This is a genomic window from Serratia sp. Ser99, assembly GCF_024519545.1.
Taxonomy (GTDB): Bacteria; Pseudomonadota; Gammaproteobacteria; order Enterobacterales; family Enterobacteriaceae; genus Serratia; species Serratia liquefaciens.
Genome location: NZ_JALJRT010000003.1, coordinates 204850 through 224848 on the forward strand (window position 1 = coordinate 204850; position 19999 = coordinate 224848).

Below are 19999 nucleotides of genomic sequence, written 5' to 3' on the forward strand. Positions count from 1 at the left end.
GTTTATTCCTCGGCTCCGGCGTGAGCATGTTCACCCATGTCCATACCCTGGCTCATGTCCATACCTTCGTGCGCGGTAGCGCCTTTGTGCATGTCCATATCACCCATGAATTTGCCAATAGTTTCTTTGAACAAATTCGGTTTGACACTGGAGAAGTACTCGACCGGGTTGTTTTCACTCGGCTCTGCCAGTTTGTTAAAGTCGCTGGTGGCGTTTAGGTTATTCGACGATGCTTTCACCTTGGCAACCCACTGATCGAAGTCGCCTTCGGTTGGGGTGACAATGGCGGTGAATTTCATGCCGGAGAACCCGCGACCGCTGAAGCTGCTTGAAATACCGTCGTATTTGCCTGCTTCATTGCCGATCAGGTGCAGTTTGGTCTGCATCCCGGCCATCGCATAAATCTGCCCACCTAACTGAGGAATAAAGAACGAGTTCATTACCGAGTTAGAGGTGATCTTGAATTCGACTGGAACATCTTTCGGGAAGGCCAGCTCATTAACCGTCGCGATACCTTGTTCCGGGTAGATAAACAGCCATTTCCAGTCGAGCGACACCACTTCGATCGTCATCGGCTTCTTGTCAGTGACAATCGGCTTGAACGGATCCAGTTCGTGGGTAGTCTTCCAGGTAATGGTGCCCAGGATGGCGATGATAATGATAGGGATGGTCCAGACGACCGCTTCGATCTTGTTGGAATGTGACCAGTTCGGACTGTATTTGGCGTCTTTGTTGGAAGCACGGTACTTCCAGGCAAAGGCGAACGCCATAAAGATAACTGGTATCACCACGATCAACATCAATGCGATTGCAGTGATAATCAGTGTCCGTTGCTCAACACCAATTGCTCCTTTGGGATTCATCAATACCATATTGCAACCACTGAGCATTACAGTGGAGGCAATTAATGACAACATCCCAATACTTTTATTGTATTTCTTAAGTCTCATCTAACGACCTCAATTACAAAGGCTCTATTGTCGTTTCATGTGTGCGGGCATTTTACGGGAAGGTTGCAGTACTGTAAACATGCTTAAGGGAGTGTCAGCGCCTTGTTGACACTTTCTGTTAAGGGTGTCACAGATGTCACGCTACGTGACAATTTACTAATGGCAACAACGCGTTGGCGCGCTGAATCGTTCCGGGTAATTCGTATGTTAAGGAAAACTAAAGGTATGATGAATCTTGCAGGTGAAAACGCTTTTTTGAAATACGAATGAAAGGTTTATTTAATGTAAAATAATTGTGTCTTAAAGGTGAATTTAATTTTATTTCCGAGCGCCGTACTCGGATAAAAAAATAATTTGGACAGGAATTATATTTTTTAACTAAATAAATACATCACTCTGATGCGTTTTTGTCGACCGGCACGATGGCCGGTCGACTCGATCAGGCCAGCCGGGTTCGACGCAGTGCCAGATAGTCCAGCAGGCTCCCCATCGCAATACCTACCAGACTCAGCGCGGCGCCCATCTGCAGTAACCGATCGGCCAGGTTCGGCAAGAGGGTCCAGTCGAGCGCATTGGTGATAAGCAGGAGCAGCCACAGGCCCAGCAAGGAGCAGCCAACCGTCAGCAGGCGCAATGCCCAGCGGTAAAATTGGCGGAATTCGGTACGCGGCATGAAGTTATCTGTACGTTGAGTATATTCCAGCGTCTGACGGCACAGGTGCAACAGCAGCAGACCAGGCACCGCGGCAACGATCGAGAATAAATAGAACAGTGGCCAGCCGTGTGCTTCAACAAACCATCCGGCAATCGGCCCGACGTATACCCGTCCGACGGCAGATAACGCCGACAGCAGGGCAAACTGGGTGGCGGAAAATGACTTGTTGCATAGCGTCATCAGCAGCGCGACAAAGGCCGCAGTGCCCATGCCACCGCACAGGTTTTCCAGGAAGATGGCACTGCCCATGGTCATGATGTTTTTATCGGTGACCGCGAGGATCCAATAGCCGAGATTGGAAACCGCCTGCAGAATGCCGAACAGCATCAGGGCACGGAACAGGCTGAGGCGTTGCATCAGCACGCCGCCGAATAGTGCGCCGACGATGGTGGCGAACAGGCCGAGCGTTTTGTTGACCAAGCCGACTTCACCGGCATCGAAGCCAACGCCACGAATCAGGAAGGTGGTGCTCAGGCTGCCGGCAAAGGCATCGCCCATCTTGTACATCACGATCAGCAGTAAAATCAGCCAGGCATTGTTACGCGCAAAGAAATCACGCAGCGGAGCGACTACCGCCTGCTCCATGGTGCGCGGTGCCGGAATGCTGTCGTCGGGTTCAGGCGCCAGCAGGGTGGCAACAATACCGATCAACATCAAACCGGCCATCAACCAATAGGTCGACTGCCAGCCTAAGTAGCGGTCCGCCAGCCACAGCGCCAACCCACCGGACACCAGCATCGCCAGCCGGTAACCCAATACCGAGACGGCGGCACCGGTGCCGCGCTCTTCTGCGCTCAGCAGATCGGTTTTATAGGCGTCAAAAACAATATCCTGTGACGCAGAACAGAACGCCACCAGTACCGCCAATGCCGCCAGCCACCACAGGTGCTGTGCCGGCTGCATAAAGCCCATCGCCACAATCGACACCACCAGCAACAGCTGGCTGATCAGCAGCCAGCCGCGCCGACGCCCGAGAAAGGGCGGGGTGTAGCGATCCATAAAGGGCGACCAGAGGAATTTGAACACATAGGCCTGGCCGACCAGCGAAAAAATGCCGATGGTTTTCAGATCGATGTTTTCGACGGTCATCCAGGCTTGCAGCGTGCCGGAGGTCAGTGCCAAGGGCAGACCCGACGCGAAGCCCAGCAGCAGGAGGATGGCGGAATTACGCTGGGTGAAGATATTCAGATACTGTTTCGACATGAGTTCCCTGTCTGCACCGCCCGATGGTTCGGGCGGCACAAGGCGTTCGCGGATTAACGCGCGTTTTGCTTGATGAAGTCGTTGACGCTGGTGTCTTGCGCCATATCGGCAATAACGTCGCCCAACACGGTGTTGACCGCGTTAGTGATTTTCTCGTTGGTTGCCGTGAAGGCACCCTGAACGTTATAGGTTGAACGGTAGTTTTTCACCTGCTTGTTGCCGTTTTTGGCCTGGGCGGTAATAGAAATATCGGCCTTGGTGGTGATGTTGTAGCGCAGGTTGCCTTCGGAAACGTCTGCATACAGGTTATTGACCACGATTTGCAGATCAACTGCGCCGTCAGCGCCAATCATGTAGCCGCGTGCGCCCATTTGTTTCTCGAGCACTTCCTGCAGCAAGAAGCGCAGATCGCGTGATGGCGTCAACGTGACCAACTGGCCGTCGCGGTTCACTTTCGCCAGCGCCTGGTCCTGACGCTGATCCGCGCCGTTAATGCTGATGGTCACGCCCTGCAGGGTCGGATCCTGCTGCGGCAGGACGATCTTCGGCGTTACGTTCAGGGTGTTGCTGCTGGTGGCACAGCCGGCCAGCATCAGAGCGGCCAACAGTGGAAGGCAAAGTTTTTTTAACATAGTTACTGTCTCATTCTCGATGGATTTTAAGCCGCCGCAAACTGCCGATATTAACGAAGCGGGTTTGAGCAAGCTTTCTGTAATAATCAGAGCGGGATAGCCAACAACAAATTGTCGACATCATAGCATCGCCGCCGGCCGGAGGAAGCGCAGAACGCAATGGAGTGACAAATTTTTACCTGCCGTTGATAAAAACATGCTTTTTTGGCCGTCTCAATCAGATAAACCTCAAGCGACGGCGGATGTTGACCGTTTTTTGTCCGCAAAAAAGAGAAATTTACCTGAGGAATGGTCTAAAAGGGACGAAAGCGGCTAAGATTGAAATAGATGGGGGCGGTCCTCTGCCGGTGTAGTAAGGAGATCCTATGATTCGCGAGCAAATAGAAGCAAAGTTAAGGGCGGCGTTTGAGCCCGCGTATCTGGAAGTCGTTGATGAAAGTTATCGTCATAACGTTCCGGCGGGTTCAGAAAGCCATTTCAAGGTGGTATTGGTTAGCGATCGCTTCGTTGGCGAACGCTTCCTGACGCGGCATCGTTCGATTTACGGCGTGCTGTCAGAGGAGTTGGCGGATGGCGTACATGCGCTGGCGTTGCACACCTACACCCTGAAAGAGTGGGAAGGGTTGCAGGATACCGTGCCGGCGTCTCCGCCTTGTCGTGGGGCCGGAACCTTGGCCTGACGGCTAAATTTGCGGTATCAGTGGAACTTTGACCACGATTTGGGGTATTACTACAGACGAATTTTGGAACGGCCTGCGGGCCGTTTCTGTTTTTGACGACGACATAGCCGATGTGTAATGCAGCGAAGGCCGGGTCGGCTTCGGCGGCCTTTTGGCGATCAAATCGGCAAAAGTGTGAGTTTTAGCGCGCCGCCGCCGCCTTGCTTTCCTCGACTCGCTCCGCTTGCGCCGCTATAATGTCGCGTCTTATTTTTCCGGAATGGTTTCGGGACGCTTCTGTCATCAGGAAACTCGGTTCTGTAATGTAGCCGTCCTGGTTCTTGGAACGGAGTTGACCGAGCACTGTGATTTTTTTGAGGTAACAAGATGCAAGTTTCAGTAGAAACCACTCAAGGCCTTGGGCGCCGTCTCTCTATTACTGTACCCGCTGATACTATCAAGCAGGCTATTAAAAAAGAGCTGATCAACGCGGCAAAAAGCGTTCGTATCGATGGCTTCCGTAAAGGCCATGTACCGATGAACATCGTTGAGCAACGTTATGGCGCTTCCGTTCGTCAAGATGTGCTGGGCGAAGCGATGCAACGCAGCTTTGTTGATGCGATCATCAAAGAAAAGATCAATCCGGCCGGCGCACCAAACTACGTGCCGGGCGAGTACAAAGAAGGTGAAGATTTCACTTTCGCGGTTGAATTCGAAGTGTATCCGGAAGTTGAGCTGAAAGGCCTGGACAGCATCGAAGTTGAGAAGCCGGTTGTTGAAGTTAACGACGCCGACGTTGACACCATGCTGGACACCCTGCGCAAGCAGCAGGCGACTTGGAAAGACAGCGATCGCGCAGCGCAAGCTGAAGACCGCGTAACCGTAGATTTCTCCGGTTCTATCGATGGCGAAGAGTTTGAAGGCGGCAAAGCCTCTGACTTCGTACTGGCTATGGGCCAGGGCCGCATGATCCCAGGCTTCGAAGAAGGTCTGGTCGGTCATAAAGCCGGTGAAGAATTCACTATCGACGTTAACTTCCCAGAAGATTACCACGCTGAAAACCTGAAGGGCAAAGCGGCTAAATTCGCTATCGTTCTGAAGAAAGTGGAAGAGCGTGAGCTGCCAGAGCTGACTGAAGAATTCATCAAACGTTTCGGCGTGGCTGATGGTTCTATCGAAGGCCTGCGTGCTGAAGTGCGTAAAAACATGGAGCGCGAGCTGAAAGGCGCAGTGCGTAACCGCATCAAGACTCAGGCAATCGACGGCCTGGTCAGCGCTAACGAAATCGACGTTCCTGCTGCGCTGATCGACGGCGAAGTTGACGTTCTGCGCCGTCAGGCTGCACAGCGTTTCGGCGGCAACGAGAAGCAAGCGCTGGAACTGCCACGCGAACTGTTCGAAGAGCAGGCTAAGCGTCGCGTAGTTGTTGGCCTGCTGCTGGGCGAAGTGATCAGCACCAACGATCTGAAAGCTGACGAAGATCGCGTTAAGACGCTGATCGAAGAAATGGCCTCCGCTTACGAAGATCCAAGTGAAGTTGTTGAGTTCTACAGCAAAAACAAAGAGCTGATGAACAACATGCGCAACGTTGCTCTGGAAGAACAAGCGGTTGAAGCCCTGCTGGCAAAAGCGAAAGTGACTGAAAAAGCCACTACCTTCAGCGAGCTGATGAACCAGACTCAACAGGCGTAATGTCTGTACGCCAGGGCGCAATCTAACGCGCCTTCGGGGCTGGCTTGCCGGTCCCGGCGTTAAAAAAGCCCGTAACCTTCGGTTGCGGGCTTTTCTTTTTGCCACGTAGCTGATTAATCTCAGGTTAAGCGTGACAATATGCACTATATTTACCCTGTTGCTCTTGGGACAGTCTGGCATGATGGTCATCGTCGACAATGCTGGCCGCGTTAAAATACGCAGTTGGGCTTGAAATTCTGTCAGCGGCCCCAATCTGTAAAATGTATATATCCTATAGCTTTCAAGTCGCAGTCAGGCGCCCAGCTTGCTCATCCTCAGGCGCTTACTCGAGTAAGTCACTGGGGTGAGCGGCAAATCTGTCGGGAACAGATTTGAACGCGGCTTGCAGCGGCCCCTAAGGGGCAAGACCCACTGAGGAGTCTTGTAATCAGGTAACAACGCTGCGACTTGAAAGATGATGGGTATGGGCTGTTTGCCAGAGTGCGCGGTATGAGAAAAACCGTCGGGTACGTGTGGCGCGGGTCGAATGCTTGAGCATAGTCATCATGACCGTTCTCAAGTAGAATCGGTGTAATAGGGTGTAACCCTGGCCGCCAAGGCAATTTCTATTAGGAGACGGTAATGTCATACAGTGGCGAACGAGATCAATTTGCACCTAACATGGCCCTGGTGCCGATGGTGGTAGAGCAGACTTCACGCGGGGAGCGTTCTTACGACATCTATTCCCGCCTGCTGAAAGAGCGCATTATTTTCCTGACCGGCCAGGTCGAAGATCACATGGCCAACCTGATTGTGGCGCAGATGCTGTTCCTCGAAGCGGAAAGCCCGGAAAAAGACATTTACCTGTACATTAACTCCCCGGGTGGCGTGATCACCGCTGGCATGTCAATCTATGACACCATGAAGTTCATCAAGCCGGACGTCAGCACCATTTGTATGGGCCAGGCGTGCTCGATGGGCTCTTTCCTGCTGACCGCAGGTGCCAAGGGCAAACGCTTTTGCTTGCCGAACTCACGCGTGATGATCCACCAGCCGCTGGGCGGTTATCAGGGCCAGGCGACGGATATTGAAATCCATGCGCGTGAAATCCTGAAGGTGAAGGCACGCATGAACGAGCTGATGGCAGAACATACCGGCCAGTCACTGGAGCAGATCGAACGCGATACCGAGCGCGATCGCTTTATGACCGCGGAAGAAGCGGTAGAATACGGTCTGGTTGACGGCATTCTGACGCACCGCAAGTAAGTACCACGCGGCTGGCGAGGTATATGTGCGAGCCGATAGGCTATAGTAATCAGAGCGGGCGCAGCTCGCTCTGGTGAGCATAATCGGCGTTCCCGGTATGCGTTTTGGGCGCACTGCCGCCGTGATATTCCTGCGGGACAAAGACTAAAGAAGAGGTTTACTGATGACAGATAAGCGCAAAGACGGTTCAGGAAAGCTGCTGTACTGCTCTTTCTGCGGCAAAAGCCAGCATGAAGTGCGTAAGCTGATTGCCGGTCCGTCAGTGTATATCTGCGATGAATGTGTTGACCTGTGTAACGACATTATTCGCGAAGAGATTAAAGAAGTTGCCCCGCATCGTGAGCGCAGTGCGCTGCCGACGCCGCACGAAATTCGCCACCACCTGGATGACTATGTCATTGGCCAGGAGCAGGCGAAAAAAGTGCTGGCGGTAGCGGTGTATAACCACTACAAACGGCTGCGTAACGGCGATACCAGCAACGGTATCGAGTTGGGCAAAAGCAACATTCTGCTGATTGGCCCGACCGGTAGCGGCAAAACTCTGCTGGCAGAAACGCTGGCGCGCTTCCTGGACGTGCCTTTCACCATGGCCGACGCTACCACGCTGACCGAAGCCGGTTATGTGGGTGAGGACGTGGAGAACATCATCCAGAAGCTGCTGCAGAAGTGCGACTACGACGTGCAGAAAGCACAACGCGGCATCGTCTACATCGATGAAATCGACAAGATTTCCCGTAAGTCAGACAATCCGTCCATCACCCGTGACGTGTCGGGTGAAGGCGTGCAGCAGGCCCTGTTGAAGCTGATCGAAGGCACCATTGCCGCGGTTCCGCCGCAGGGTGGCCGTAAGCATCCTCAGCAGGAATTCCTGCAGGTTGATACCTCGAAAATCCTGTTTATCTGCGGCGGCGCATTTGCCGGCCTGGATAAGGTGATTGGTCAGCGCGTCAATACCGGTTCCGGTATCGGCTTCGGCGCGACCGTGAAGGGTGAAGCTGAGAAAGCGACCGAAGGCGAACTGCTGCTGCAGGCTGAGCCGGAAGATCTGATCAAGTTTGGCCTGATTCCTGAGTTCATCGGTCGTCTGCCAGTCGTGGCAACCCTGAGCGAACTGAGCGAAGAAGCGCTGATCCAGATCCTGAAAGAGCCGAAAAATGCCTTAACCAAACAGTATCAGGCATTGTTCAATCTGGAAGGCGTGGAACTGGAATTCCGTGAAGAAGCGCTGAACGCCATCGCCAAGAAGGCCATGACGCGTAAAACCGGTGCACGTGGTCTGCGCTCCATTGTAGAAGGCGCGTTGCTGGACACCATGTATGACCTGCCATCCATGGACAGCGTCGATAAAGTGGTGATCGATGAATCAGTTATCGCCGGCCAGTCCAAGCCTTTGCTGATTTACGGCAAACCGGAAGCACAGGCTTCAGGCGAATAATTCGCCAGTCAAACCAGAAAGTTAATGTCAAAATGGGGGATTTTATCCCCCATTTCTTTTTCCTGCATTCTTGCCGTTGAATGTAAGAGATTCATCCCCATATACTCATTAACCAGATTTTATGAAACGTTTGATGCTTGCGTCTCATGAGATTCCCCTCAACCTGGCGGAAGTTAAACTTAAGAGAGAGCTCTATGAACCCTGAGCGTTCCGAACGCATTGAAATCCCCGTCTTGCCGTTGCGCGACGTGGTGGTTTATCCGCACATGGTGATCCCGTTATTTGTTGGCCGGGAAAAATCGATTCGGTGCCTCGAAGCAGCAATGGATCATGATAAAAAGATCATGCTGGTGGCACAGAAAGAGGCCTCAACGGATGAACCTGGCATTAATGACTTGTTCTCTGTCGGCACCGTAGCGTCGATTTTACAGATGCTAAAACTGCCAGACGGCACGGTAAAAGTGCTGGTAGAAGGCCTACAGCGGGCACGTATTACTACGCTTTCCGATAGCGGGGAGCACTTTGCCGCCCAGGCAGAATATCTTGAGTCACCGGCGATTGACGAACGTGAACAAGAAGTCCTGGTGCGCACCGCAATCAATCAGTTTGAAGGCTACATCAAACTGAACAAAAAAATTCCACCGGAGGTGCTGACGTCATTGAACAGCATCGACGATGCTGCACGCCTGGCGGATACCATCGCCGCGCACATGCCGCTGAAACTCAGCGACAAGCAGTCGGTACTGGAGATGTTCGATATCACCGAACGTCTGGAATACCTGATGGCGATGATGGAATCGGAAATTGACCTGCTTCAGGTTGAAAAACGTATCCGTAACCGCGTCAAAAAGCAGATGGAAAAAAGCCAGCGCGAGTACTATCTGAATGAGCAGATGAAGGCGATTCAGAAAGAACTGGGCGAGATGGACGACGCGCCGGACGAGCATGAAGCGCTGAAGCGCAAGATTGAAGCGGCGAAAATGCCGAAAGACGCGCGTGAAAAAACCGAAGCGGAACTGCAAAAGCTGAAAATGATGTCACCCATGTCTGCGGAAGCGACCGTGGTCCGTGGTTACATCGACTGGATGCTGCAGGTGCCGTGGAATGCGCGCAGCAAGGTTAAAAAAGACCTGGTTAAAGCGCAAGAAGTGCTCGATATCGATCACTATGGCCTGGAGCGAGTCAAGGACCGTATTCTTGAGTATCTCGCAGTACAGAGCCGCGTAAGCAAAATCAAAGGGCCTATCCTGTGTCTGGTGGGGCCTCCTGGCGTAGGTAAAACCTCGTTGGGGCAGTCGATCGCCAAAGCGACCGGTCGCCAGTACGTGCGTATGGCGCTGGGCGGCGTGCGTGACGAAGCGGAAATTCGCGGTCACCGACGTACCTACATCGGTTCGATGCCGGGTAAACTGATCCAGAAAATGGCCAAGGTCGGGGTGAAAAACCCGCTGTTCCTGCTGGACGAAATCGACAAGATGTCTTCCGACATGCGTGGCGATCCGGCTTCTGCCCTGCTTGAGGTGCTGGATCCGGAACAGAACGTGGCGTTTAACGATCACTACCTGGAAGTGGATTACGATCTGTCCGACGTGATGTTCGTTGCTACCTCGAACTCGATGAACATTCCTGCGCCGTTGCTGGACCGTATGGAAGTGATTCGCCTGTCCGGCTACACCGAGGACGAGAAGCTCAATATCGCCAAGCAGCACCTGCTGCCGAAGCAGCTTGAGCGTAACGCCCTGAAAAAAGGTGAGCTGACGGTCGACGACAGCGCCATCATTGGCATTATCCGCTATTACACCCGCGAAGCCGGGGTGCGTAGCCTGGAGCGTGAAATCTCCAAGCTGTGCCGTAAAGCGGTGAAAACGCTGCTGATGGACAAGAAGATCAAGCATATCGAGATCAACGGCGACAACCTGAAAGATTATTTGGGTGTGCAACGCGTTGACTATGGCCGTGCCGATACCGAAAACCGAGTGGGTCAGGTCACCGGCCTGGCGTGGACGGAAGTGGGCGGCGATCTGCTGACTATCGAAACCGCGTGCGTGCCGGGCAAAGGCAAACTGACCTACACCGGTTCTCTCGGTGAAGTGATGCAGGAATCGATTCAGGCTGCGCTGACCGTGGTCCGTGCGCGTGCAGACAAACTGGGTATCAACGCTGATTTCTACGAGAAGCGCGATATTCACGTGCACGTACCGGAAGGTGCGACGCCGAAAGACGGCCCGAGTGCCGGTATCGCTATGTGTACCGCGCTGGTGTCTTGCCTGACCGGTAACCCGGTTCGTGCCGATGTGGCAATGACCGGTGAGATCACCTTGCGTGGTCAGGTACTGCCGATTGGTGGCTTGAAAGAGAAACTGTTGGCTGCGCATCGCGGCGGCATCAAAACCGTGCTGATCCCGTATGAGAACAAGCGCGATTTGGAAGAAATTCCGGACAATGTTATCGCCGATCTGGAGATTCATCCGGTGCAGCGAATCGATGAGGTTTTGAACCTTGCGTTGCAGAATCCGGCCTTCGGCGCACTGCCGGTAGCGGCAAAATAGTGACGAATCGCAAAAACCATTGATAAAACTTATGCTGGCAAGTCATTTCGGACTTGCCAGTCTTTTTTTGTACCGCTAAGTTAGAAAGCTGTCGGCCCGCGTTTTGTCACGCTTTCGGTGGCTTGCCAAGGTTCGATGGGATTGATATAACAGCTGCGCTGTCGCAACCGTAGGGATTTTCCGGTGCGACGATTGAATTCTAGAGGGGATGATAGAGTGAATAAGTCACAACTGATCGACAAAATTGCCGCAGGTGCTGATATTTCCAAAGCGGCAGCTGGGCGTGCTTTAGATGCAGTGATTGCATCTGTTACCGAATCCTTGAAGGAAGGGGATGACGTGGCGCTGGTTGGTTTCGGTTCTTTCACCGTGCGTGAGCGTTCTGCCCGTACTGGCCGTAACCCACAGACCGGTAAAGAGATCAAAATCGCGGCAGCCAAAGTTCCGGCCTTCCGTGCAGGGAAAGCGCTGAAAGACGCAGTAAACTGATTGTTTGCGTCTAACCGTTTAGCGTTGCAGGGTTTAGCAATAAACAATCACCTGACGCAACGGTGCTGGTAAGGTAAGATATAAGGCGCATCAGATTGATGCGCTTTTTTTATTTTTGTCGCAGGGAACGCGCCTGCACAAGGGTGTTTTTAATCCACATCACAGCGGAGTGTTGTCACACTATGATGGACAATTTACGCGCGGCAGCTAATCACGTCGTGCTCAAAATCATCCTGGGCTTGATCATTTTGTCATTTCTTTTGACAGGGGTGGTCAGCTATCAGGGGAGTGCCGGTGATTATGCAGCGAAGGTCAATGGCCAGGTGATCGAGCGTGCTCAGCTGGAACAGGCTTTCCAAAGCGAACGCAGCCGCATGCAGCAACAGTTGGGTGACCAGTTCTCCGTACTGGCGGGCAACGAAGGCTATATGCAGCAGATGCGCCATCAGGCACTGTCACAGCTGATCGACAACATGCTGCTGGACCAATATGCCAAGAAATTAGGCCTGAGCGTCAGCGACGATCAGGTGAAAGAAGCCATCCGTAAAGCGCCTTACTTCCAGACAAACGGCCAGTTCGATAACGCTAAATATCTCGATCTGATTAGCCGCATGGGTTACACCGCCGATAACTTTGCGCAGTCAATGCGTCAGCAGTTGGTTAATCAGCAGGTGATCCAGGCCTTCGGCGAGTCAGGTTTCATCCTGCCAACCGAAGCGCAAGGGATGACGTCACTGGTGCTGCAGCAGCGCGATGTGCGCCTGGCTACGCTGGATCTGAAAGCGTTGCAGGCCAAGCAGACCGTGACCGACGACGAGCTGAAAGACTACTACAGCCAGAACAAGAACAGCTTTATTGCGCCGGAGCAGGTCAAAGTAAGCTACATTCCGATGGACGCCGCCTCTATGCAGGACAAGGTGACGGTAGCCGATGCGGATATCAGCGCCTATTACGACCAGCACAAAAGCAGCTACGGCCAGCCTGAGCGCAAGAATTACAGCGTGATCCAGCTGAAAACCGAGGCGGAAGCCAATGCGGTGCTGGACGAGCTGAAAAAAGGCGGCGATTTCGCCACCCTGGCGAAAGAAAAATCCACCGACATCATCTCACGCCGTACCGGTGGCGAGCTGGGCTGGCTGGAACCGGACACCACGGCAGACGAGCTGAAACAGGCAAACCTGACCGAAAAAGGCCAGCTTTCCGGTGCAGTGAAGTCCTCTGTGGGCTATCTGGTCGTACGTCTGAACGACATCGAGCCGGAAAAAGTGAAGCCGCTTAGCGAAGTGCGTGATGCCATCGCTAAGCAGGTTAAGCAGGAGAAGGCGGTAGACGCCTATTATGCGCTGCAGCAAAAGGTGAGTGAAGCGGCGACCAGCGATAACGAATCTCTGGCCTCAGCCGAAGAAGCCGCCGGTGTGAAAGCGACTCAGACCGATTGGTTCACCCGCGACAACATTCCGGCTGCGCTGAACTTCAAACCTGTCGTCCAGTCGATTTTCGACGGTTCACTGATTGGCGAAGGCGGCTCTCCGGGCAGCAACTCCGATGTAATCACCGTTGATGGCGACCGTGCCTTCGTGATCCGCGTTTCAGGCCACAAGCCAGAAGGCATTGAGCCGTTCGATCAGGTAAAAGATCGCGTGGCGGAATTGGTCAAGCGCAACAAAGCCGAACAGGAAGCGAAACTGCAGGGCGAAAAGCTGTTGGTTGAGCTGAAACAGGGCAAGGGCGACGAAGCGATGAAAGCGGCCGGCCTGAGCTTTGGCAGCGTGCAGAAGATGGCACGCGCGCCGGAAGACAGCCAACTGGTGCAGAGCGTGTTCGCGCTGCCGCACCCGCAGGAAGGCAAACCGGTATACGGCATGTCGCAAGACCGTCAGGACAACGTAGTGCTGATTGCACTTGATGCCGTGACGCCAGGCAGCCTGTCGGCGGAAGAAATGAAAACCTTCGTCAGCAAAATGGAAGAAGGCGCTACCGGCGTCTCCTTTGACTCGCTGCTGGCCAGCTTGCGTAAAGAAGCCAAAATCACCATGGGCGCCGCTGAGCAGCAACAGCCTCAGTAACGCGCCGCAGTTTTCTGCAACGCAATGCAATTCCAAAAGGCCGCTTTCGCGGCCTTTTCCATATCTGTTATCCGCCAATTGCTGAAGTTCACCCGCTGCGGCAAGGTGAGCTTGCTGTTAAACACAAGGAGGATACAGCATGCAACTTGCAGAAATGAAAGCGGTTAATGGATATGGTTTCAGCCTCAAAGTTTTGCTGGCCGCAGCCCTGATAGGTTTGGCCGGGCCATCGATGGCCGCTGAGGAAAAGAGCACGACCGGTCAGCCGGTGTTATCAGCACCGGCGGTGAAAGCAGGGCAAGGCACTGAAGCCGCAGTCGGCATCGACGATGAGGCATCGGTCAGTATCAATCAGGCCGATGCCGAGCAGTTGGCCAGTGTACTGAAGGGGGTGGGTTTGAAGAAAGCGGAAAGCATCGTGCGCTACCGTGAGCAGAATGGTCCTTTTACGCAGATTGAGCAGCTTCAGGAAGTGCCGGGTATTGGGCCCGCCCTGTTTGAACGGAACCGTGCGCGGCTCAAAATGTGATATCTATCACGGCTGCATGGCAAAGTGCCGATGCAGCCCTTTTTCCTCTGCTACATTTTACAGGTCTTACCAGTTTGGCGACTTGACCAAACGGGTGAAGGAGCCATCAGTGGCTCCTTCTTTCTGTAATCACCAGGCAGGAGTGGCCGTTCCCTATGCATCAGACCTTTATCAAAGTCCGTGGTTATCATCTCGATGTTTACCAACATGTTAACAATGCGCGCTATCTCGAATTTCTCGAGGAGGCGCGCTGGGATTGGCTGGAGAACCAGGAGGGCTTCCGTTGGATGACGGAAAACAACATCGCCTTTATCGTGGTTAATATCAATATCAATTACCGCACGCCGGCGGTGCTGGGAGACAAGTTGCGTATCGACAGTCAGATGGTGCAGCTTAACGGTAAAAGCGGCGTGCTGAGCCAAAAGGTGACGCAGGATGCCACGGGCGCGCCGGTCGCGGATGCGATGCTGACCTTTGTCTGCGTCGATTTGAAAACTCAGCGGGCGTTGCCGATTGAAGGGCAACTGCGCGAACACCTTCAGGTGCTCACGCTGTCGGAAGAAGGGTAAAGCAACGAGCGGCAATGTTTGCCGCCGTTATTCACTCAGACCAGGCCGGTCTTCTGTTTCAGGCTCGCCATCACTTCCGCTTTGTTGATTTGGTATTGCGTCAGGCCGTTGGCGCGCAGGTGACAGGCGGCACATTCACCGCAGCCGTCGCCTTTAATACCGCTGTAGCAGGTCAGGGTTTCCTGCCGAACCAGATCCAACTGATGGTAGTAATCTGCCAGTGCCCAGGTCTCAGCCTTGTTCAGCCACATCAGTGGCGTTTCAAAACGGATATCGCGGGCGATGCCCAGTACTATTGCCTGGTTCAGCGCTTTGACAAATTCGTCGCGGCAGTCGGGATAACCGGAAAAATCGGTTTCGCAAACGCCGGTGATCACCGCCTCGGCTTCGACCTGGTAGGCATAAATCGCCGCCAGCGTCAGGAACAGAATATTACGGCCCGGCACGAAAGTGCTCGGCAACCCGTTGGCCTCGGTGCTGCCGTAAGCCGGAACCGGGATATTGTCACGGGTCAGGCTGCTGATCGCCAGTTCATTGAGCAGGCCAACGTCCAGCAGTTTATGCGCCTTGGCCCCAAGGGCCACCGACAGCGCTTGAGCCACCTCAATCTCGGCGCGATGGCGCTGACCGTAATCGAAGGTGACGCAGTGAACTTCGTCGTACTGCTGCAATGCCTGAATCAAGCAGGTCGTGGAATCTTGTCCACCGCTGAAAACGACAACCGCGCGTTTCATAAAATTACCTCAATTTAGTGCTGAGACCCTACCCGATGAACACTCGGGCGGTAGGATAAAAATGCGTTGCGGCAGCAATGGTAGCAGAAATAGCGGGTTACCGCTGGGCCGGGCCCATTAAGTCTGGGGAAAGCGGCTCTGTCGAGTCCAGCGGCGGCGGCAGCCAGGCCTGACAGAAATCGAACCAGCCATGGGCGGTCAGGGTAACCCCATGAATGCGCGGCGGTGCGCTGATCTGATACTGATAGTGAAACAAGGGCGTGATGATCGCCGCCCTCATCAGCTGCTGATAATACTCTTTCAACTGCTCATAACGCGGTTGCTGTACAGGTAACTGTTGGATCTGCTGCAGCGTCTGCTGCTGATGTCGCCAGCGATCGTCGGGCAGAATACCGCGCCACAGCGTATCTTGCCGCAGCCAGCTTTCCAGCGTCGCTTCCGGTGACTCACCGATCAGGTTATCGGCCAGCAGCAGGTCGGCCTGTTCGATTTGTTCGGCGCTTTGCCAGCGTTTACCCGCGTAATAACGCAGTTCCAGCTCGCAGCCGTGGCGTGCCAACAGCTGCTGCAGAGCCACAGTGACCGTTTCCAGTTCTACCGGTGGCCGATACAGCAGCGTCAATTTGGCGGGAAGGGCTATCTCATCATCGACCTGATGCCGAGGGATGGCCCAGCCTGGCAGCATTTCGTGGCTGGGGGTGATGACGCTGTTTGGTACCGGCAGATTGGCCAACAGGCCAGATTGCTGGATCAACATCAGCAGTTTTTGGCCCTGGGCTTCGTTGAGCACGCCGTGTTTCAAATTGACCGCCAGATAGCACCAGCCCAGGCTCATGCTGCGTTGCACCGGCCGTGCCAGCGCCATCTCTTCCTGCTGGCCGATGGTTATGCGCACCGGGTGCTGGCAACTGGTGTAAGCCGCGTCGACCTGTAGCTCCGGAGTGATCCAATACTCGATGCTCTCAAGATAAGGATGCTGCAAATGGTAAAACGGATGCTGTTCCAGCCGTACCAAATGCGCCTCGTTTAGCGTCAGTTTGAAAGGGCCAGCGCCAATGCCTGCGGCCTCCGGGTGGGTCAGCAGGCAAGGCAATTCCGCCAGACGATGCGCCAACCAGTAGTCGGGATGCTGTAAATCAAACTGCAGACACAGCGCATGCGGCAGGCTGATGGCCTTAACGTTGGCCAGGCTGGGGCGACTGCGAGGGTGTCGTTGCAGCTTTTCCAGCGTTTGCAACAGCTGCTGGCCGGTCAGCATTTCACCGTTGTGCCAGCGCAATTGGCTGCGCAGGAAGAACTGCCAGCGCAGGCCGTCATGGCTGATTTGCCAGTGATGGGCCAGATCGGATTGCGGTTCAGGATTGCCGGTAATGAAGCGCGTCAGGCCGGCATGCAGGGTGGCAACCAAATGTTGTTCGGCGCGGCCGGTCAGGGTCAGTGGATCCAGAGATTCCAGCGTGCGGTAATAGGGGATACGCAGCGTTGGGCTGCCTGCTTGCCACTGGCCGCCGAGATGCGGGCTGAGCAACTCCTGCAAATGCTGCGGCGCCAACTGCGCCATTTCCAACGCGCCCTGGTGGTCGCCGTCATGCAGCAAGCGCTGCAAGTGGGCGGCGCGCAGCTCGTCCGGGGTTTTCAAACACTGCAGGCGAGCCCGCTTGCCGCGACCGGGCTGTGACTGCCAGCTTAGCCAGCCCTGATCCTGTAGCTGTTGTACCAGCGTGCGAGCATGGCGCTCGCTGCAATAGAACAGGGCTGCGAGTTCGCCGATGGTGATGGCCACCGGCGCAGCGCCGAGCTGTTGATACAGGCGTTGATACTGGCTGAGACGATGGGTCAGGCGCATGATGGAAATCCGGAACAGTTTTCCAGAATTGTTCACTATTACTTCCGCAAATACCATCTCATACTGCAGGGACTGTAATCGCGTTCACATTCATGAGGTCTTTATGTATCGCCTGGCGGCTTTTGATATGGATGGCACATTGTTGACACCGGATCACCGGGTCGGGCCGGAAACTCTGGCGGTGCTAAAGCAACTGGTTGAACGGGAGATGGTTGTCACCTTTGCTACCGGGCGTCACTACCTGGACGCGCAGCCGATCATGGCGCAACTGGGTCTGCAAGGCTATCTGATTACCGGCAACGGTACGCGGGTTTACGATCATCAGGGGCAACAACTTCACGCCACCGATTTGCCTGCTGACATAGCCGAAGAGGTGCTGCACACCCATTGGCATACGGTTGCCAGCATGCACGTCTTCCGTGACGAAGGCTGGATGACCGAGTTTGCGGTACCGGAAGAAATGTTACGGGCTCATCATCTGAGCGGCTTCCGTTATCAGCTTACCGCAGTGCGTCGTTTACCGGCCTTCGGCAACAGCAAGGTGTGCTTCGTTGGACCACATGTGGAACTGCTTAAGCTACAGATTCAGCTACGAGAACAGTTTGGAACACGCGTTGATCTCTGTTTCTCTGCCTATGAGTGCCTGGAGGTCTTGCCGTTGGGGTGTAACAAAGGCACCGCGCTGGATACGTTGAGCCGCCATCTGGGGCTGAAGATGGCGGACTGCATGGCGTTTGGCGATGCCATGAACGACAGGGAAATGCTGGCGACGGTAGGGCACGGCGTGGTGATGGGCAATGCCCTGCCGCAGCTGAAGTCTTCACTGCCACAACTACAGGTTATCGGCCATTGCGAACAGCAGGCGGTGGCTCACTATTTGCAACATTGGCTGCGTTCACCTTACCTCACCTATTCCCCCGAATTATGAGGCTTTATTGGCAGCCGGCCGGGTATGACTTACCCGGCTTTTTTTCGCCTGCCGGGTGCGATTACAAGTCTGCCAGTTGCGCCAGATACGGGGTCAGATCGCCGATATTGTTTCTCACCCATTCAGGGTTGTAGTAGGTATCCAGATAGCGCTCACCGCTGTCGCATAGCAGGGTGACGATAGAACCCTGTTCGCCATTTTCCCGCATCTGTTTTGCCAATTGCAGCGCGCCCCATACATTAGTACCGGTGGAGGCGCCTACTTTACGGCCCAGTACCGTTTCCAGCCAATGAATGGTAGCAACGCTGGCCGCGTCCGGAACGCGCAGCATGCTGTCGACCACCGACGGGATAAACGAGGGTTCGGCGCGCGGGCGGCCAATACCTTCGATCCTGCTGCCACAGCTGCCGATCAAGGTGCGATCGCGCTGGTGGAAACAATCATAGAATACCGAGTTTTCCGGATCGACGACCGTCAAGCGGGTGTCGTGCCCCTGATAGCGAATATAGCGTCCCAGCGTTGCAGATGTGCCGCCGGTGCCCGCGCTCATCACGATATGTTTAGGGACAGGGAAGGGTTCACGCGCCATCTGGCGGAAGATGCTGTCGGCGATGTTGTTATTGCCACGCCAGTCGGTGGCGCGTTCGGCGTAGGTGAACTGATCCATATAGTGGCCGTTCAGTTCTTGCGCCAACTGCTCGGAGACCGCGTAAATCTGTGCCGCGTGATCGACGAAATGGCAGCGGCCGCCGTAAAACGCAATTTGCTCAACCTTGCGGCGTGCCGTGCAGGAAGGCATCACGGCAATAAACGGCAGGCCAATCAGCCGGGCGAAGTAAGCTTCGGACACGGCGGTGCTACCTGAAGAGGCTTCGATAATCGTGGTGTTTTCGGTTATCCAGCCGTTGCACAGGCCGTACAGGAACAGCGAGCGCGCCAGCCGATGCTTCAGGCTGCCGGTCGGGTGAGTGCTTTCATCTTTCAGGTACAGGCAGATACCGGGAAATTCGGGCAGGTTCAGGCGGATCAGGTGCGTGTCGGCGGAGCGTTGGAAATCCGCTTCTATTTCACCGATAGCATATTTTACCCAAGAGTTTGTCATCGTCTGGCCTCAGAATAGGGGGCTTATTTGCTGCATAATATAGCCTGCTGCCGGGAAAAAAGGATTGCCATTTTTCCTGTTTAATCGCTTAATGAGAGAAAATTTTTCTCCTGGTTGACGAAATGTTAGATAAAACAGACCGTAAGTTACTGTGCATGCTGCAACAGGACTGCACCCAGCCGCTGCAGGCGCTGGCCGATGCGGTCAATCTGACGTCGACGCCTTGCTGGAAAAGGCTGAAACGGCTGGAAGAGGAAGGCTATATCCGTGGGCGGGTCGCGCTGCTGGATAATGAAAAACTCGGGTTGGGCCTGACGGCATTTGTGCTGATCAAAACCCAGCAGCACAGCAGCGAGTGGTATCAGACGTTCGTGCAACTGACCCAGCAGATGCCGGAGGTGCTGGCATTTTACCGCATGGCGGGGGAGTACGATTACCTGATGCAGGTCGAAGTGGCAGATATGAAGAGCTACGACAGCTTTTACAAGCGTTTGGTGAACGGGGTACCTGGGCTGATCGACGTCACCTCCAGCTTCGCGATGGAAAAAATCAAATACACCACCGCCCTGCCGGTTCCTGAGTGAAAAGTTCACCAAATTGGCAAAGTAACGGTGGTATCCTACTCTGCTGAGGCAGATCGAGAGAAAAAACTATTA

17 protein-coding genes are annotated in these 19999 nt (G+C 54.3%); 11 read left to right on the top strand and 6 right to left on the bottom strand.

Features of this window, described 5'->3' with window-relative positions:
* Nucleotides 1–2: 2 nt before the first annotated feature.
* From cyoA to NR114_RS08660, 3 genes are all read right to left on the bottom strand, one after another.
* Nucleotides 3–950 (bottom strand): cytochrome o ubiquinol oxidase subunit II, encoded by a 948-nt coding sequence (gene cyoA, locus NR114_RS08650; RefSeq protein ID WP_041414273.1) that lies wholly within the window; start codon nucleotides 948–950, stop codon nucleotides 3–5.
* A gap of 439 nt (nucleotides 951–1389) precedes the next feature.
* A complete protein-coding gene (gene ampG / locus NR114_RS08655; protein WP_020825489.1) occupies nucleotides 1390–2868 on the bottom strand; it encodes a muropeptide MFS transporter AmpG in 1479 nt (492 codons plus the stop codon).
* Between the two features lie 53 nt (nucleotides 2869–2921).
* On the bottom strand, nucleotides 2922–3500 hold the full coding sequence (locus NR114_RS08660; RefSeq protein WP_006319785.1) for a lipoprotein: 579 nt from the start codon (nucleotides 3498–3500) through the stop codon (nucleotides 2922–2924).
* 365 nt (nucleotides 3501–3865) lie between these two features.
* On the opposite strand from NR114_RS08660, the gene bolA reads away from it, so the two are divergent.
* The 9 genes from bolA to NR114_RS08705 all read left to right on the top strand — a co-directional run bounded on the left by bolA (nucleotide 3866) and on the right by NR114_RS08705 (nucleotide 14733).
* Complete coding sequence (gene bolA, locus NR114_RS08665; RefSeq protein ID WP_004940361.1) at nucleotides 3866–4180, top strand: transcriptional regulator BolA; 315 nt, start codon at nucleotides 3866–3868, stop codon at nucleotides 4178–4180.
* A gap of 366 nt (nucleotides 4181–4546) precedes the next feature.
* The gene (gene tig, locus NR114_RS08670) at nucleotides 4547–5851 is read left to right on the top strand and encodes a trigger factor (protein WP_020825490.1); all 1305 of its coding nucleotides are present in this window, start codon (nucleotides 4547–4549) and stop codon (nucleotides 5849–5851) included.
* A 621-nt stretch (nucleotides 5852–6472) separates the two neighbouring features.
* Entirely contained in the window at nucleotides 6473–7096 is a 624-nt protein-coding gene (clpP, locus tag NR114_RS08675; RefSeq protein ID WP_020825491.1) for an ATP-dependent Clp endopeptidase proteolytic subunit ClpP, read from the top strand.
* 163 nt (nucleotides 7097–7259) lie between these two features.
* Entirely contained in the window at nucleotides 7260–8531 is a 1272-nt protein-coding gene (gene clpX / locus NR114_RS08680) for an ATP-dependent protease ATP-binding subunit ClpX (RefSeq protein ID WP_020825492.1), read from the top strand.
* 194 nt (nucleotides 8532–8725) lie between these two features.
* Nucleotides 8726–11080 carry an endopeptidase La gene (lon, locus tag NR114_RS08685; protein ID WP_020825493.1) on the top strand — a complete coding sequence of 785 codons (2355 nt, stop codon included), beginning with the start codon at nucleotides 8726–8728 and terminating at the stop codon, nucleotides 11078–11080.
* Between the two features lie 216 nt (nucleotides 11081–11296).
* Complete coding sequence (gene hupB / locus NR114_RS08690; protein ID WP_006319790.1) at nucleotides 11297–11569, top strand: nucleoid-associated protein HU-beta; 273 nt, start codon at nucleotides 11297–11299, stop codon at nucleotides 11567–11569.
* Nucleotides 11570–11751: 182 nt separating this feature from the next.
* Nucleotides 11752–13635, top strand: coding sequence for a peptidylprolyl isomerase (gene ppiD / locus NR114_RS08695; protein WP_046374348.1), 1884 nt, complete (start codon nucleotides 11752–11754; stop codon nucleotides 13633–13635).
* A gap of 139 nt (nucleotides 13636–13774) precedes the next feature.
* On the top strand, nucleotides 13775–14164 hold the full coding sequence (locus tag NR114_RS08700) for a ComEA family DNA-binding protein (protein ID WP_115059846.1): 390 nt from the start codon (nucleotides 13775–13777) through the stop codon (nucleotides 14162–14164).
* Between the two features lie 155 nt (nucleotides 14165–14319).
* Nucleotides 14320–14733 carry a thioesterase family protein gene (locus tag NR114_RS08705; protein WP_020825496.1) on the top strand — a complete coding sequence of 138 codons (414 nt, stop codon included), beginning with the start codon at nucleotides 14320–14322 and terminating at the stop codon, nucleotides 14731–14733.
* A 35-nt stretch (nucleotides 14734–14768) separates the two neighbouring features.
* On the opposite strand, the gene queC is transcribed toward NR114_RS08705, so the two are convergent.
* Together queC and NR114_RS08715 are read right to left on the bottom strand one after the other, a co-directional pair.
* Nucleotides 14769–15467: a 7-cyano-7-deazaguanine synthase QueC gene (queC, locus tag NR114_RS08710; protein WP_020825497.1), complete on the bottom strand. Its 699-nt coding sequence runs from the start codon at nucleotides 15465–15467 to the stop codon at nucleotides 14769–14771.
* 97 nt (nucleotides 15468–15564) lie between these two features.
* Nucleotides 15565–17313, bottom strand: a complete 1749-nt coding sequence (locus NR114_RS08715) for an SgrR family transcriptional regulator (protein WP_234528994.1) — start codon at nucleotides 17311–17313, stop codon at nucleotides 15565–15567.
* Between the two features lie 103 nt (nucleotides 17314–17416).
* Between NR114_RS08715 and cof the strand changes: the two genes are divergently transcribed.
* On the top strand, nucleotides 17417–18241 hold the full coding sequence (cof, locus tag NR114_RS08720; protein ID WP_234528985.1) for an HMP-PP phosphatase: 825 nt from the start codon (nucleotides 17417–17419) through the stop codon (nucleotides 18239–18241).
* Between the two features lie 61 nt (nucleotides 18242–18302).
* On the opposite strand, the gene NR114_RS08725 is transcribed toward cof, so the two are convergent.
* The gene (locus tag NR114_RS08725) at nucleotides 18303–19343 is read right to left on the bottom strand and encodes a PLP-dependent cysteine synthase family protein (protein WP_020825500.1); all 1041 of its coding nucleotides are present in this window, start codon (nucleotides 19341–19343) and stop codon (nucleotides 18303–18305) included.
* Between the two features lie 122 nt (nucleotides 19344–19465).
* Here NR114_RS08725 and NR114_RS08730 point away from each other — a divergent pair, with 122 nt between their 5' ends.
* On the top strand, nucleotides 19466–19927 hold the full coding sequence (locus NR114_RS08730) for an Lrp/AsnC family transcriptional regulator (protein ID WP_044548705.1): 462 nt from the start codon (nucleotides 19466–19468) through the stop codon (nucleotides 19925–19927).
* Nucleotides 19928–19999 lie beyond the last annotated feature (72 nt).